General features: G+C 66.5%; 11 protein-coding genes. 8 read left to right on the forward strand and 3 right to left on the reverse strand.

The window, feature by feature from the left end; all coding sequences use genetic code 11:
• Positions 1-301: 301 nt before the first annotated feature.
• Both prpC and prpB read right to left on the reverse strand, forming a co-directional pair.
• Complete coding sequence (prpC, locus tag HV675_RS31035) at positions 302-1,468, reverse strand: bifunctional 2-methylcitrate synthase/citrate synthase (protein WP_175115288.1); 1,167 nt, start codon at positions 1,466-1,468, stop codon at positions 302-304.
• 26 nt (positions 1,469-1,494) lie between these two features.
• On the reverse strand, positions 1,495-2,400 hold the full coding sequence (gene prpB, locus HV675_RS31040) for a methylisocitrate lyase (protein ID WP_175115289.1): 906 nt from the start codon (positions 2,398-2,400) through the stop codon (positions 1,495-1,497).
• Positions 2,401-2,626: 226 nt separating this feature from the next.
• On the opposite strand from prpB, the gene prpR reads away from it, so the two are divergent.
• The gene (gene prpR / locus HV675_RS31045) at positions 2,627-4,606 is read left to right on the forward strand and encodes a propionate catabolism operon regulatory protein PrpR (RefSeq protein WP_175115290.1); all 1,980 of its coding nucleotides are present in this window, start codon (positions 2,627-2,629) and stop codon (positions 4,604-4,606) included.
• 223 nt (positions 4,607-4,829) lie between these two features.
• Here prpR and HV675_RS31050 read toward each other — a convergent pair whose 3' ends face one another.
• Positions 4,830-5,225 (reverse strand): hypothetical protein, encoded by a 396-nt coding sequence (locus HV675_RS31050; protein ID WP_175115291.1) that lies wholly within the window; start codon positions 5,223-5,225, stop codon positions 4,830-4,832.
• 312 nt (positions 5,226-5,537) lie between these two features.
• Here HV675_RS31050 and bcsD point away from each other — a divergent pair, with 312 nt between their 5' ends.
• The 7 genes from bcsD to HV675_RS31085 form a co-directional block, all read left to right on the forward strand.
• Positions 5,538-6,002, forward strand: coding sequence for a cellulose biosynthesis protein BcsD (gene bcsD / locus HV675_RS31055; protein ID WP_175115292.1), 465 nt, complete (start codon positions 5,538-5,540; stop codon positions 6,000-6,002).
• Positions 6,003-6,114: 112 nt separating this feature from the next.
• Positions 6,115-7,077, forward strand: a complete 963-nt coding sequence (bcsP, locus tag HV675_RS31060) for a cellulose biosynthesis protein BcsP (protein ID WP_175115293.1) — start codon at positions 6,115-6,117, stop codon at positions 7,075-7,077.
• Positions 7,074-7,862 (forward strand): cellulose biosynthesis protein BcsQ, encoded by a 789-nt coding sequence (gene bcsQ / locus HV675_RS31065; RefSeq protein ID WP_175115294.1) that lies wholly within the window; start codon positions 7,074-7,076, stop codon positions 7,860-7,862. The genes bcsP and bcsQ overlap by 4 nt, the downstream gene beginning before the upstream one ends.
• Positions 7,859-10,090: a UDP-forming cellulose synthase catalytic subunit gene (gene bcsA, locus HV675_RS31070; RefSeq protein WP_175115295.1), complete on the forward strand. Its 2,232-nt coding sequence runs from the start codon at positions 7,859-7,861 to the stop codon at positions 10,088-10,090. The genes bcsQ and bcsA overlap by 4 nt, the downstream gene beginning before the upstream one ends.
• Positions 10,091-10,382: 292 nt before the next feature.
• Entirely contained in the window at positions 10,383-12,884 is a 2,502-nt protein-coding gene (gene bcsB / locus HV675_RS31075) for a cellulose biosynthesis cyclic di-GMP-binding regulatory protein BcsB (protein ID WP_175115298.1), read from the forward strand.
• A gap of 46 nt (positions 12,885-12,930) precedes the next feature.
• On the forward strand, positions 12,931-14,088 hold the full coding sequence (gene bcsZ, locus HV675_RS31080) for a cellulose synthase complex periplasmic endoglucanase BcsZ (protein ID WP_246270666.1): 1,158 nt from the start codon (positions 12,931-12,933) through the stop codon (positions 14,086-14,088).
• A partial coding sequence (locus HV675_RS31085) for a tetratricopeptide repeat protein (RefSeq protein ID WP_175115297.1) occupies positions 14,061-15,493 on the forward strand: 1,433 nt, incomplete at its 3' end. The genes bcsZ and HV675_RS31085, both read left to right, overlap by 28 nt.

Genomic DNA, 15,493 nt, shown 5'->3' on the forward strand with positions numbered 1-15,493 from the left:
CAGACAGTTGCGTGCCGTTTCGAGCGCGAGTGCGCTGTCGATCTTATGGTTCAGCACGTAGTCGACTAGGTCGGTGAGGACTTTGTCCGGTTCGGGGCGGACGTTGGAGATATGACTCATGGTTGGTTCGATGCGATTAAATGGGCGTGGCGCTCCGTAATCGGAGCGCCAAAAAATGGATCGACGGTCGTCGACGAAATTGCGTCGAGGCACGGCCGTGGTCGCTGCGGAGCGCGTCATTCGAGCGCGCCGCGCACCCTAAGCGCGTGCGCGGCGCGTGGTGACTCAGACGGCTGCCGGTTCAGGCGCGCTTCGCAAGCGGCACGAACGGCAGATCTTCCGGTCCGGTGTAATTTGCGCTCGGCCGGATGATCTTGTTGTCGATGCGTTGCTCGATGATGTGCGCGCTCCAGCCGCTGGTGCGCGAGATCACGAAGAGCGGTGTGAACATCGCGGTCGGCACGCCCATCATGTGATACGACACTGCGCTGAACCAGTCGAGGTTCGGGAACATCTTCTTCATATCCGCCATCACCGTCTCGAGACGCTCGGCGATGTCGAACAGCTTCGTGTTGCCGGCTTCCTTCGACAGCTTCTTCGCGACGTCCTTGATCACCTTGTTGCGCGGGTCGGAAATCGTGTACACCGGGTGGCCGAAGCCGATCACCACTTCCTTGTTCTCCACACGCCTGCGGATATCGGCTTCCGCCTCATCCGGGTTCTGATAGCGCGACTGGATCTCGAACGCGGCCTCGTTCGCGCCGCCGTGCTTCGGGCCGCGCAGCGCGCCGATCGCGCCGGTGATCGCCGAGTACAGGTCCGCGCCCGTGCCCGCGATCACGCGGCCGGTGAAGGTCGATGCGTTGAATTCGTGCTCCGCGTACAGGTTCAGCGAAATGTGCATCGCGTCGACCCACGACTTCGACGGCGGAACACCGTGCAGCAGATGCAGGAAGTGGCCGCCGATCGAGTCGTCGTCGGTTTCGACCTCGATGCGCTTGCCGTTGTGCGAGTAGTGGTACCAGTAGAGCAGCATCGAGCCGAGCGAGGCCATCAGGCGATCGGCGATGTCGCGTGCGCCGGCCACGTTGTGGTCGTCCTTCTCGGGCAGCACGGTGCCGAGCGCGGACACGCCGGTGCGCATCACGTCCATCGGATGCGCGGCCGCGGGAATCCATTCGAGCACCGCCTTCACGTTGGCCGGCAGGCCGCGCAGCGCCTTGAGCTTCGTCTTGTAGGCGGTCAGTTCGGCAAGGTTCGGCAGCTTGCCGTGCACCAGCAGGTAGGCGATTTCCTCGAACTCGCAGGCGCCGGCGAGTTCGAGAATGTCATAGCCGCGGTAGTGCAGGTCGTTGCCGGTGCGACCCACCGTGCACAGCGCGGTGTTGCCCGCCGTTACGCCGGAGAGCGCGACGGATTTCTTCGGTTTGAATGCGCCCGGAGCGGACGCGTTGTCTGCTTCACTCATCTTCTCTTCCTCTGGCTGCTGGACATTCACTTGTTGCCGCTGAACAGTTCATCGAGCTTCTGTTCATATGCGTAGTAACCGATGCTGTCGTACAGTTCGGCGCGCGTTTGCATCGTGTCGACCACCGCTTGCTGTGTGCCGTCGCGGCGGATCGTGCGGTACACGTTTTCCGCGGCCTTGTTCATCGCGCGGAACGCGGACAGCGGATACAGCACCAGCGACACATCCGCGCCGCGCAGTTCATCGACTGTGAACAGCGGCGTCGAACCGAACTCGGTGATGTTCGCGAGCACCGGCACCTTCACGGCCTTCACGAACTGGCGATACATATCCAGCTCGGTCATCGCTTCGGGAAAGATCATGTCCGCGCCGGCTTCGACGCAGGCGGCGGCGCGATCGATCGCGGCCTGCAGGCCGTCGACCGCGAGCGCATCGGTGCGCGCCATGATCACGAAGTCGGGGTCGGTGCGTGCATCGACTGCGGCCTTGATCCGGTCGACCATCTCGTCCTGCGAGACGATCGCCTTGCCGGGACGGTGGCCGCAGCGCTTCGCGCCGACTTGATCCTCGATATGCATCGCGCCCGCGCCGGCTTTGGTCAGCGCCTTCACCGTGCGCGCGATATTGAATGCGGACGGCCCGAAGCCGGTATCGACGTCGACCAGCAGCGGCAGGTCGCACACATCGGTGATGCGGCGCACGTCGGTGAGCACGTCGTCGAGCGTCGAGATGCCGAGATCGGGCAGGCCGAGCGAGCCGGCCGCGACGCCGCCGCCCGATACATAAATCGCCTTGAAGCCCGCGTGCTGCGCGAGCAAAGCATGGTTCGCGTTGATCGCGCCGACCACCTGCAGCGGTTTTTCGGCCGCGACCGCGGCGCGGAATCGGGCGCCGGCGCTGGCGCTGGCTTGAATCGGGGTAGCTGGGTTCATTTGATTTTCTCCTGTAACGCGCTGCCTTTGAGCAAGGACCGGACCAATCTGGCGGGTCGCGTTTAACCCGCTGATTTCATGAAGTTTGCGACTTTTGCTGGGCTGATGGTCGCCCGGATGGGGTTTCACTTTTGAAATGGGTGATTTCAAAATGGAAATCGGGCGCATAATTGAACCTGTCTGTCCGGCCGCCGCCCGCTTGCACCCGATCGCACCCGCTAGCATCATGAACCGTTTATCCGATCCGCTTTCCCGCCCGCGCATCTGGGCTATCGGCATCAGCAGGTTGCGCGACCTGTTTCACGACATCGCCGCCGAATACGACGGCCGCGCGGAACTGCAACTCGTCTCGCGCGGCTACGCAGAGGCCGTCCATGAAATCGAGGCGGCCGGTGCAGAGCGGCCGGACGTCATCGTCGCTGCGGGTTCGAACGGCACATATCTGAAGGCGCGTGTGGATGTGCCGGTGGTGCTCGTCAACCCGACCGGCTTCGATGTGATGCTCGCGCTCGCGCGTGCCCGGCGCGACGGCGCATCGGTTGCGCTCGTCACGTACGGCGAGACGCCGCCCGAGGCGCGCCGTTTTGCGACCGCGTTTGGTCTCGACCTGCAGTTCGCGTCGTACCGGTCCGCGCAGGATGCGCAAGCCTGCGTGCTCGATCTGCGCGAGCGCGGTGTCGACGCGGTAGTCGGACCCGGGCTCGTGACCGACCTCGCGACACGCGCCGGCATGGAAGCCGTATTCCTGTATTCGCGCGCATCGGTGCGCGCGGCGTTCGACACGGCGCTCGAAGTCGCGCAGGCCACCTGGAACGAGGCGACGCGGCGGCAGCGGCTCGACAATGTGCTGCAGCATCTGCGCGACGGTGTCGCGGCGCTCGACGCCCAGGGGCGTGTCGAAGCGATCAATCAGCGTCTCGCGGCGGCCTTCGGCATCGACGCGGCCGCGGCGGTCGGTAAACCGCTCGCGGAACTCGCGCCGGAGCTCGCGGCAAGCGCACCCGACACCGAAGGCGAATCGCTCGAAAGCGTGCGCGGCGTCAGTTATGTCGTGCATCGCGGGCCGCTTGCCGGGCAGGGCGGCGCGAGCGGCATGGTGCTGACGTTTCAGGAGTCGCGCGCGGTCGAGCGGCTCGATCGCACGTGGCGTTCGCGCCCGCGCGCGCAGCAGTTCGTCGCGCGCTACCGGCTCGACGATCTGATCGGCGCATCGCCTGCAATCGACAACGTGCGCACGCTCGTGCGCCGCTACGCGAAATCCGACGCAACCGTGCTGATTCGCGGCGAGAGCGGCACCGGCAAGGAGATGATCGCGCAGAGCCTGCACGGGTTGAGCGCCCGGCGCGATTTCCCGTTTGTCGCGATCAACTGCGGCGCGTTTCCCGAGACGCTGCTCGAGAGCGAACTGTTCGGCTACGAAGAAGGCGCGTTTACCGGCGCGCGGCGTGGCGGCAAGACCGGGCTGATCGAAGCCGCGCATCGCGGCACACTGTTTCTCGACGAAATCGGCGAAATGCCATTGCCGCTGCAAAGCCGTTTGCTGCGCGTATTGCAGGAACGCGAGGTGGTGCGGCTGGGTTCGACCGAGCCGACCCGCATCGATGTGCGGATCGTCGCGGCGACGCACCGCGCGTTGACCGATGCGGTCGAGGCGGGCGAGTTTCGCGCGGATCTGTTCTACCGGCTCAACATTCTGAATATCGCGTTGCCGCCGCTGCGCGAGCGGCCAGCGGATATCGCGCCGCTCGCCGCGGAACTGCTGGTTCAGGCCGCGCGTCGCGAGCCGCGGCTTGCCGCACGGCTCGGCAGTGCCGCGCGGGCGGCGCGCGTGCTGGAAGCCGTGCGCGAGCCCTTCACCCGGCACGCGTGGCCGGGCAATGTGCGCGAGTTGCAGAACGTGATCGAGCGAATCGCGGTCGAACTGGCGGAGAGCGGCGAGGGCGACGAGGGCGGCGAGGGCGGCGAGGGCCGCGAGGGCGGCGTGCCGATGCTAAGCGTCGATACGCTGCGGGCCATCGCGCCGGAAGTGTTCGACGACGCGGCGGATGCCGCGGGCGCGATGACGCTGCGTCAGCGCAGCCGCCGCGTCGAGGCCGACGAGATTCGCGCGGCGCTCGACGCGTGCGGTGGCGATCGCGATCGCGTATGCCGCATGCTTGGAATCAGCAAGACGACGTTATGGCGCAAGCTGAATGCGGCGGGTTGAACATGTCGCGCATCGGCTTTGTATGCACGATGACGAAGGTGCTTCGCAGCGGCTGTTCTTCGATTGACGTGTGAATCGATAGAAAGCATTGCCAGGTAATCAGCTGTCGGCGGGAACGGCGCTATACACAGGCCTTTGCGGAGCCCGACGTCGAGCCAAACCCGACCATCCGCAACAGCGAACAGGAGCCGAAGTGCAACCCGTTGAACCCCGCATCGGCCGATTACGTTCCCTCTTGCCGCAACAGCTGCGCAACCCGTCCATGCTGATGCAGGATCTCGGGACTCGTCTGTAAAAGTTGCCGATAACGCGGCAGGAACGCATTGTCCGGTCGTTCTTGCGTGAACAAGGCGACCACGCTTTGCACGGCGCCGATGCGCTCCTGCGTCGTGGCATCGTCGGCATCGAGCATTTCGTCGACGTTTGCAATCACCGTCGATAACGCCGACAACCAGCGCAAGCCCGGATGGTTGATCAACACTTGCAGAAACGCAGCGGGCGTGACCGCGCCGAATTCCCTCTCATAGCTGGCTCGCTCATGCTCGAGGATCGTCTTGTGCAACGCGAGCAGCGGCTTGCGAACGCCGGTCAGAAATTGCGTGGCTTCGTGATCGTTCATGATGCAGCTCCGTCATCGGGTTCAGTCAGCAAGCGCGCGCGTGTGCCGGCGCGCTACGTGAAAAGCTGAGTCAAAGTGAAAAGGTAAAGCCAAAGTCAAGAGGCGTCGTGCGTGCTGCGCAAAACGTCGCTCATTACCAACGTCGCGCGGGTCGAGATGCGGTTCGCATCGAGGTTTGCTTTTTTGTGCGCAGCGGACGATGCTATGCTGGCTAACGCCGTTAGCGAGGTTCGCAAATGCCGTTCAATGCCCCGTCAAACCGGCGTCTGCCGGTGCCAGTGCAGCCCACGAAACCTGAAAAAATTTCCGGACATGCAAGACGAACACACGGCTACCTTGCTCGACTATTACACGAGACATCAGGCTTCAACACAATGGCGCGCTTTTCTGACTGCGCTCGCCGAGGAATTCGAAACCCAGCTGGAAACGGCGCAACTGCGTGAGCTGATGTCGCGCATCGGCGTCAGATTCGCCGATGCACATCCGCCTGGTCCATGCGCGACGCTCGACGATCTCGCGTCCTTCTTCAACGCAACGTGGTCGTCGCTCGACTGGGGCTTCGTGCATCTCGTCGAGCAGGAGGAGTACCTCGCCATCGCGCATTTCTGCGCGCCGCTTGCCGCGTTCGGCGAGCCGGCCGCCCGTTGGACGCCGGCGTTTCTCGAGGGCGCATACCGGCAGTGGCTGCACGAACTCGGCGCAAGCGCGCTTGCTTTGCATCAGGTCGACACCGACGAACGTCACGCACTTGAATTCCGGCTTGCGAAGGCCGCCTGAACGACGCGCGGCGCGTGACGAAATCCGCATGTATCGGAAGCACGGCAACCATCGGGCGACGGACGAGCGTGAGAGAGACAGCAGGTCTGGCAGGACCTGGAGGTAAGCGGACATGAGCGTTTCAAACGACATCGGCAACCTGTTCCAGCGGTTCGGTGGCGACCCCGAGCGCTATCAGGAAGTCGCGCGCGACGACGATACGAAGCAGGCCATATCGCGCTGGCCGTTGTTGACCGCGCTCGACATCGCGCACCCGGAGCCGGTGCCGGACGCAGGCACGTCGGCCGCGACGACACCCATCGGTGCAGCGGTGCAGCCGCTTGCCACGGCAACGGCGGTTACGGCGGCCGCTGCCGCAGCCGCCGGGACGACCATCCCGCGCGCCATGGCCGAGCACGATGCTCGTCAACATGCTGCGGCATCCGGCATGCCGCGCGCGCCGCTTTTTGCGCGCGGTCATCGACACGCGACGATGCCGCCGCCTGCCGATTTCGCACGGCAGGCAGCCGCGCGCTTCAGTCCGCCGCCTGAGCCCGCGGCCGCGGCGAACGAGTCGGTGAGCGTCCCCGGTCCGGCATCGTCGGGTTTGCCCGAGGCATCGGCAGCGACCACTTCAGCGGCGCCATCCGTATTGGATGCGACGGCCGCATCACGTGCGACGCCCGCAACAGGGGCACCCACTGCGCGTGCGCCGCACGAGGCGACTTCGACCACCACTGCCACCTCACGCACCACCGCGCCGGCCGCAAGCATGAGTACGACACGAGACGCGTCGCGTCAGCCACAGCCCACGCTTTTCAGCAACCATCAGCAAACGTTTGCTCCCACCCCAATAACGCCGGCAACGGCAAGCGCGCCTGCCGGGCCGGCTGAGTCGCGGCCCGCGGCGCCGTCGATGCCGCGACCCGCGGCCACTGCCGCCAACACTTCGTCGACAATCCTCTCCGGCCTGTTCGCCGCGCCCGCGCATGAGCCCAATGCGAAACCTGTATCGCGCGCGCTCACGAGCGTGTTCGACAGACTGGCCGGCAAGCCGGGCCGCGACCGCATCAAGCCGGGCGGCGGGCGGTCATGAAAGTCATCGCGGTGGTGTCCGCCAAGGGAGGCGTCGGCAAGACGACGCTCGCGGCAAATCTTGCGTCGGTGCTCGGCGCGAAAGGACGGCGCGTAATCGCAGTCGACTTCGATCCGCAAAACGCGTTGCGCCTGCACTTCGCGCTTCCTGTCGATCATTTCGACGGCATCGCGCGCGCCACGGTGAGCGGCGCGTCGTGGCGCAGCGTGATGTTCGACGGCATCGACGGTGTCAGCGTGCTGCCGCATGGCGCGTTGAACGAGGACGATCGCCGCGCGTTCGAAGCGCATCTGGACAGCGACCCGCTGCTCGTGCGCACCGCGCTCGATGCGCTGGGCCTCGAGCCCGACGACATCGTGCTGATCGACACGCCGCCGGGCGCGACCGTCTATACGCGCGCGGCGCTCGTCGCCGCGCGCTTCGTGCTCAACGTGGTGATCGCGGATGCCGCATCGTACGCGGCGATCCCGCATATGGAACGGCTCATCCACACCTATGCGTTGCCGCGCGAAGATTTTCTCGGCTACGGCTACGTGATCAACCAGGTCGACGTCGGTCGCAATCTGACCCGGGACGTGCTCAAGGTGTTGCGCGACGCGCTCGCGCCCAACCTGTTTCCGGGTGTCGTGCATCTGGACCAGGGCGTGAGCGAAGCACTCGCATACGACACCACGGTGATGCACTACGATCCGCTGTCCCAGGCCACGGCCGATCTGCGCGCGTGCGGCGACTGGCTCGATACGCAGGTGAACGGGCAGACCGCGCTGCCAAGGAGCGTCGCATGAGCGCCACGCCGGAGGAGATTCTCGCCGCGCTCGACGCCGAGCCGCCGCGTCGCTCGCGCTTCGACCGTCTCGCGTCGCGGCTCATCGACGGACGCATTCTCGGCAGCAGAATCGTCAGCACGGTGCTCGCGGTCTGCGCGATCGTGACGCTGTACTTCGTCTTCACGGTGCCGCTCGACTTCGGCGAGCAGTTGACCTTCGCGGTTTGCTGTTTCGTCTGCGCGCTGCTGTTTCGCCGCGCGCAAGGGCACTTCGCGACGCTCGTGATGATCATGCTGTCGGTGATCGTGACCGGACGCTATATGTACTGGCGTCTGACCGAGTCGACGCATTGGGAACATCCGCTCGACGCGATCTGGGGGCTGCTGCTGGTCGGCGCCGAAGTGTACGCGGCGCTAGTGCTGCTGCTCGGCTACTTCCAGACCGCCTGGCCATTGAAGCGCAAGCCGTTGCCGCTGCCCGCGGAGCGCAGCCAGTGGCCGACCGTCGACATCTTTATTCCGACCTACAACGAGCCGCTGTCGGTGGTGAAGCCGACCGTCTATGCGGCGATCGCGCTCGATTACCCGAAGGACAAGCTGTCGATCCACGTGCTCGACGACGGCCGCCGCGCGGAATTCAAGGCCTTCTGCGAGGAAGTGGGCGTCGCATGGACGATCCGCTCGCACAACCGCCACGCGAAGGCCGGCAACATCAACGAAGCGTTGAAGACGACCGACGGCGAATACTTCGCGATCTTCGACTGCGATCACATTCCGACGCGCTCGTTCCTGCAGATCGGACTCGGCTGGTTCCTGCGCGACAAACGGCTGTCGATGCTGCAGACGCCGCACCATTTCTTCTCGGCGGATCCGTTCGAAAAAAATCTCGGCACGTTCCGCAAGGTGCCCAATGAAGGCGAACTGTTCTACGGACTCGTGCAGGACGGCAACGACCTGTGGAACGCGACGTTCTTCTGCGGTTCGTGCGCGTTGCTGCGCCGCTCGATGGTGGAAGAGATCGGCGGCATTGCGGTGGAAACCGTGACCGAGGACGCGCACACCGCATTGAAGTTGCACCGGCGCGGCTATACGACCGCATACCTCGCGATTCCGCAGGCAGCGGGCCTCGCGACGGAGAACCTCGGCGGCCATATCGGCCAGCGCATCCGCTGGGCGCGCGGCATGACACAGATTTTCCGCATCGACAATCCGCTCTTCGGCAGCGGGCTGAAGTTCGGGCAGCGACTCTGCTATCTGAACGCGATGCTGCATTTCTTCTACGGCGTGCCGCGGCTCGTGTTTCTGACCGCGCCGCTGTCGTACCTGTTTTTCAACGCGCACATCATCGAGGCGGCAGCCGGCACGATCGCAATCTACGCGCTGCCGCACATGTTCCACGCGAACATCACGAACTCGCGCATGCAGCGGCAGTTTCGCCATTCGTTCTGGTCGGAGGTGTACGAGTCGGTGCTCGCGTCGTACATCACCGCGCCGACGCTGCTCGCGCTGATCAACCCGAAGCTCGGCAAGTTCAACGTGACCGCGAAGGGCGGGCGCATCGAAGACCAGTACTTCGACTGGAGCATCTCGCGGCCGTATCTGTTCCTGCTGCTGCTGAACCTGCTCGGCTTTCTCGCCGGCGGCGTGCACATCGGGTTGAACTGGCACTCGCGCAGCGAAGTGCAGACGACCCTCCTCAACCTCGCGTGGACCGGCTACAACATGCTGATTCTCGGGGCGAGCGTCGCCGCCGCGCGCGAGCAGCGCCAGGTGCGCAGCACGCCGCGTGTCGCGATGCGCTTTTCGGCGTCGCTGCGCTTCACGACCGGCCGCACGCTCGCCTGTGAAACCGTCGACTACGCGGAAGGCGGCGTCGCCCTGGCGCTGCCCGGCAACGTGCATGTGCCGTTGCACGAGAGCGTCGTGGTGTCGCTGTTTCGCGGCGATGATGAATTCGTGTTTCCGGCGGACGTCACCTATTCGGTGCCGGGCCGGGTCGGCCTGCACTTTGCGCCGCTCACACACGAGCAGGAACTCGAGTTCGTGCAGAGCACGTTTTCGCGCGCCGATGCGTGGACCGGCTGGGCCGAAGGACGCGCGGCCGATACGCCGCTGCGCAGCCTTGGGCACGTGATGAGCGTTGGTGTGAGCGGCATCACGGGACTCTTCGAACATCTTTATGCCGATTTGCGTGCAGTCGGAGGCAAGCGCAAGACGGTTAAAAACGACTCCAATAACGGAAAATAACCCCATGAGGAACATGCGACGTGGCGGCGTGCGCAGTGACTCGTTCGAATCGGCACAGACAGGCTCGCGCGCACGCGGAGCATGCGCGACCAGGGATGGCGTGGCGTGCAGGCTGATTGCAGTGTGCACGTTACGCAGCCAAGCGCGCGCGGCGCGCGGTACGCGGCGCGCGTCGTGTGTGCTGCGGGTGGTGCGCGTGTTGCGCGTGTTGCTCCTGGCCGGGTGCGTGATGCTCGGCCTTGGCGGTGTTGCGTTGCCGACGGCAACGGCACAGGAGCCGCAAGCGGCAGCGATGCCGCGCGGCGCTGAAGCTGACGCGGCACTCTCCGCGCAAGCCAACACCCAGGCCGCCGCGCAGTCTGGCAAGTCAGCGGGTTCAAATGCGGCGGGGGCAACTGCGACGGGTTCAGCAACAGCGGGTTCAATTGCCGGTGCGACATCGCCCGTGCCGCAATCGTCGATGCGATCGGCTGCAGCCAATGCCGCCGCGCCGCTCGCGCCGGCCGACGCCGGTGCACCGCTCGGACCGGCGCGCATGCTCGATCCGCACGCGGCCGCGCAGGCGCCGCTGGCCGACCCGGTCGCGCAGACGTTCGCCGCGGTCCGCACGGGCCGCGACACGATGCCGACCACCGCCGACAACGGCACGCCGATGTCCGGCGGCCGCCGCCAGGTGTTCACGTTCGAGCAACTGGGCGCGCGCGATCCGCTGCAACTGCGCGGCGTCGACAGCCAGAACGGCGTGCCGTTCTCGGTACGCGCCGACGAAGTCGTGACCGGCGCGACACTGCGTCTGATCTACAGCTACTCGCCGTCGTTGCTCGCGAACCTGTCGCATCTGAAGGTGCTGGTCAACGGCGAAGTCGCGGCGACGCTGCCATTGCCGCGCGAGCAGGCTGGCCTGCTGGTCGCGCGGGACATTCCGATCGAACCGCGCCTCATCACCGAGTTCAACAATCTGAACGTGCAACTGATCGGCCACTACACGCAGGGCTGTGAAGACCCGGCGAGCAGTGCGCTTTGGGCGACCGTCAGCAACGCGAGCACGCTCGATCTGACGTTCGGCGCGCTGTCGACCAGACCCGAACTCGGCCTGCTGCCGCTGCCGTTCTTCGATCGCCGCGATATCCGGCGGCTCGAACTGCCGTTCGTGTTCGCCGCGCAACCGGACGAGGACACGCTCGAAGCGGCGGGCATCGTCGCATCGTGGTTCGGCGCGTTCGCGCGCTATCGCGGCGCGCTCTTTCCCGCGCAACTCGACAGCCCGCCGCCATCCGGCAATGCGGTGGTATTTGCCACCAGCGACGCACATCCGGCCGGCGTGAAGCTGCCGGCCATCAACGGCCCGACGCTGGCGGTAGTCGATCGCGAAGCGCCCGCGCACGGCAAGCTGCTGCTCGTGCTCGGCCGCGATGCGCGCGAACTGAAGGTGGCCGCGAACGTGCTGACGCTCGGCGAGGCGGCGCTGGCCGGCTCGCTGCAGACCATCACGCACGTCGATACGCCGCGCGCCCGCGAGCCGTACGACGCGCCGCGCTGGCTGCCGACCGACCGCCCGGTGCGCTTCGGCGAGCTGACGCCGGCCAATGAACTCTCGGTGCGCGGCTACGACCCGGACGTGATACGCGTGAACCTGCGCGTCGCGCCGGACCTGTTTACGTGGCGCTCGAAGGGCGTGCCGATCGATCTGCGCTACCGCTACACGGCGCGGCCCGCGCCCGACCGCTCGACGCTCAATATCAACGTCGACAACACCTTCGTGCAGTCGCTGCGTATCCCGGCGCAATCGGCATCGATGCTCGACCTCGGCCGTTATCTGAATCGCCTGCTGCCGGACCGCACCGGGCCCGCGCAGCGCGAGATCTATATCCCGGCGCATCTGCTCGCCTCGCAGGCGCAACTGCGTTTCCACTTCTTCTACGACATGCCGAAGACCGGCGAATGCCAGGGGCAGGTCATCGACAACGTGCGCGGCGAGATCGATCCGAATTCGACTATCGACCTGTCGTCGTTTCCGCACTATATGGCGCTGCCGGACCTCGCGGCGTTCGCCAATAGCGGCTTTCCGTTCACGCGCATGGCTGACCTGTCGCAAACCGCGGTGATTCTGCCGACGCAGCCGAGCGCGAGCGACTACAGCCTGTATCTGATGGTGATGGGGCGCATGGGCGCGTCCACCGGCTATCCGGTGACCGGCGTGACGGTCGGCGCGCCGGGCGATGCCCAGCACTATGCCGACAAGGATCTGCTCGTGCTCGGCGCGCCGGGCCGGCAGCCGCTGCTCGGCACATGGGAAAAGTCGATGCCGTTCTCGTCCGACGACGACGCGCGCCGCTGGCAGCTGTCGAACGCGTCGTTCCGCATCACCAGCTGGTGGTACGGCGACCGCGGCGGCGTGCGCACCGCCGGTCGTGCGGACCTGTCGCTCGTCAGCGCTTCCGGCGATGCGATTCTGACCGGTTTCCAGTCGCCGCTGCGCGACGGCCGCAGCGTGGTCGCGCTGATCGGCGCGGCGGGCCAGTCGGATGACGACCTGACGAGCGCGCTGCTCGAGCCCGATCTCGTGAGTCAGATCCAGGGCGCGCTGACGGTCGTGCGCGGCCGCTCGCTCGAGGTCATATCGAACGGCAACGTGTATTACGTCGGCCATTTGTCGCCGATCGAGTACATGCAATGGGTGTTGTCCGTGCATCCTTTGCTGCTGCTGTTCGGCGGCGTGCTGGCGGCGCTGATCATCGCGGCGGTCTTCTACCGGTTGCTGCGTTCGATCGCGGCACGCCGGCTGCAGGATTGATATGCGCGCGCTCCGTTATCGTGCGCCCCGGGCCGCCGCGCGATTGATGATCGCGCTCGCGCTCGCAGCGCCCGCGATCGCGCACGCCGCGCCGCCCGCGGCGTGCGACGACTGGTCCGCTTACCGGCAGTTCATCGCGCACTTCATGCAGCAGGACGGCCGCATCGTCGACTTCTCGACAGCGGTCCAGCAGACCACCTCCGAAGGGCAGTCGTACGCGATGTTCTTCGCGCTGGTCGCCAACGACCGCGCGACCTTCGACCGGCTGCTCGGCTGGACGCGCGCGAACCTGTCCGGCGGCCGCTTCGATGCCGACGATGTGACGCTGCCCGCGTGGCAGTGGGGCCGCAAACCCGACGGCTCGTATGGCGTGCTCGACGCGAACGCCGCATCCGACGCCGATGTGTGGATTGCCTACGACCTGTTCGAGGCCGCGCGGCTGTGGCGGGCGCCATCGTATGCGAAGTTTGCGTGGGCGCTCGTCACGCAGATCGAAAAACAGGAAGTCGTGACGCTCGCGGGCCTCGGGCCGATGCTGCTGCCCGGTCCGCACGGTTTTCAGACGAACGGCACGACGCGCCTGAATCCGAGCTATCTGCCGTTGCCGGTGCTGCGCGCGCTCGCCGCCGAGGCGCCGTCCGCGCCGTGGACGAGCGTCGCGCAGAACGCATACACGCTCGTGAAGTCCACCGCGCCGCTCGGCTTTTCGCCCGACTGGGCCGCATGGCGCGACGGCCGCTTTATCGTCGATCCGAAAAACGGCGACGTCGGCAGTTACGACGCGATTCGCGTGTATCTGTGGGCAGGCCTGACCGACGCCGCCGATCCGCTCGCCAAACCGTGGCTCGATGCGATCGGCGGCATGCGCGAGCGGATCGCGCAAACCGGCGTGCCGCCCGAACGCGTCGCGACCACCACCGGCGCGGCGCAAGGCGAAGCGCCGCTCGGCTTCTGGGGCGCGCTGCTGCCGTACCTGCGCGCGCTCAACGACACGCGCGCGGTCAATCTCGCGCAGACCCATCTCGCCGCGCTGGACACCACGCAGCACAATGCGGCGGCGCCTGACCATCCACCCGTTTACTACGACGAGGTCCTGATGCTGTTCGGCACCGGCGCCGCCGATGGCCGCTACCGCTTCGACGCAACCGGCCGGCTCGCGCCGCGTTGGGAGAACCTATGCCCGTCCGCCCACGCGCGCTCGTAATCGGCGTCCTCGTCGCGTTCGGCGCGGCTGCGGCCGTGCCCGTCGCCGCGCAGGGGCAGCCGCCACCGCCGCCGTCCGCGAACGATCCGCTGAAAGTGCTGATCGATCAGGGCAAGTACTGGCAGGCGCGCCGGCGCGGCGATCTGGCCGAGCAGGCGTGGCAGAAGGTGCTGCGCATCGATCCGAAACAGCCCGACGCGCTGTACGGCATGGGCCTCGTGCTCGCCGACCGCAAGGACCGCAACGGCGCGCAGCAATACCTGACGCGTCTGCGCGAAGCGGCGCCGAACTACGCGTCGACCGATGAGCTCGCGCGTCGCCTCGGCGAGACGAGTCCGACCGATCAGGCGGTCAGGCAGGCGCGCCAGCTTGCGCAAAGCGGCCAGGCCGCGTCCGCCGCGCAAGCCTATCGGCAGGCGCTCGGCACGAAGCCGGCCGATCCGCAACTCGCGCTGGAGTACTACCAGACGCTCGGCGGCACGGCGCAAGGCTGGGAGGAAGCGCGCCGCGGCCTCGAACAGCTCGCGCGCGAGCATCCGGAAGATCCGCGTTTTGCGCTCGCCTACGCGCAGCATCTGACGTATCGCGAAGCGAACCGGCGCGATGGCATCGCGCGGCTCGCGCAACTGGCGAACGATCCGACGGTCGGCGCGCAGGCCAAAGCGAGCTGGCGCCAGGCGCTGTTGTGGCTCGGCGTGCGCGCGTCCGATGCGCCGCTGTTCCAGGCGTATCTGCAGGTCGTGCCTGACGATGCGCCGGTGAAGGCGCGCGCCGATTCGATCGCCGATCAGGATCGCCGGGGGCGCGAACGCGCGCAGCAGGATGCCGCGGGCGATGCGCGCAGCCGCACGATCGCCGAAGGTTTCGCCGCGCTCGACCGCGACGATCTCGTTACCGCGAAGGCGCGTTTCTCGTCGGTGCTCGCGTCGTCACCGAACGATGCGGATGCGTTGGGCGGCATGGGCGTCGCGTATCTGAAGCAGGAGCAGTTCAAGGAAGCGCACGATTATCTGCAGCGTGCGTCGCAGGCGGGCGGCGCCGCGCGCTGGCGCGAGGCGCTCAATAGCGCGACCTACTGGATGTACACCAGCGAGGGTCTGGGCGAGCAGAGCAACGGCAACTACGCGCAGGCGCGCGCATCGTTCGAGCGTGCGATCACGGTAAGTCCCGGCGATGTGACCGCGCAGGCGGCGCTCGGCGATCTGCTGCTGCAAACCGGCGATCCGCGCGGCGCGGAAGCGGCGTTCCGGATGGCGCTGCGGCGCCAGGCGGACAACCCCGACGCGATTCGCGGACTGGTCGGCGCGCTCGCCGCACAAGGGCGCGGCGACGAAGCGCTCGCGTTCGCGAACCAGCTGAGCGACGAGCAGCGCGCCAAAGTGGGCGGCGCCGACAAGCTGCGCGG

Source organism: Paraburkholderia solisilvae (genome assembly GCF_902859875.1).
GTDB lineage: Bacteria > Pseudomonadota > Gammaproteobacteria > Burkholderiales > Burkholderiaceae > Paraburkholderia > Paraburkholderia solisilvae.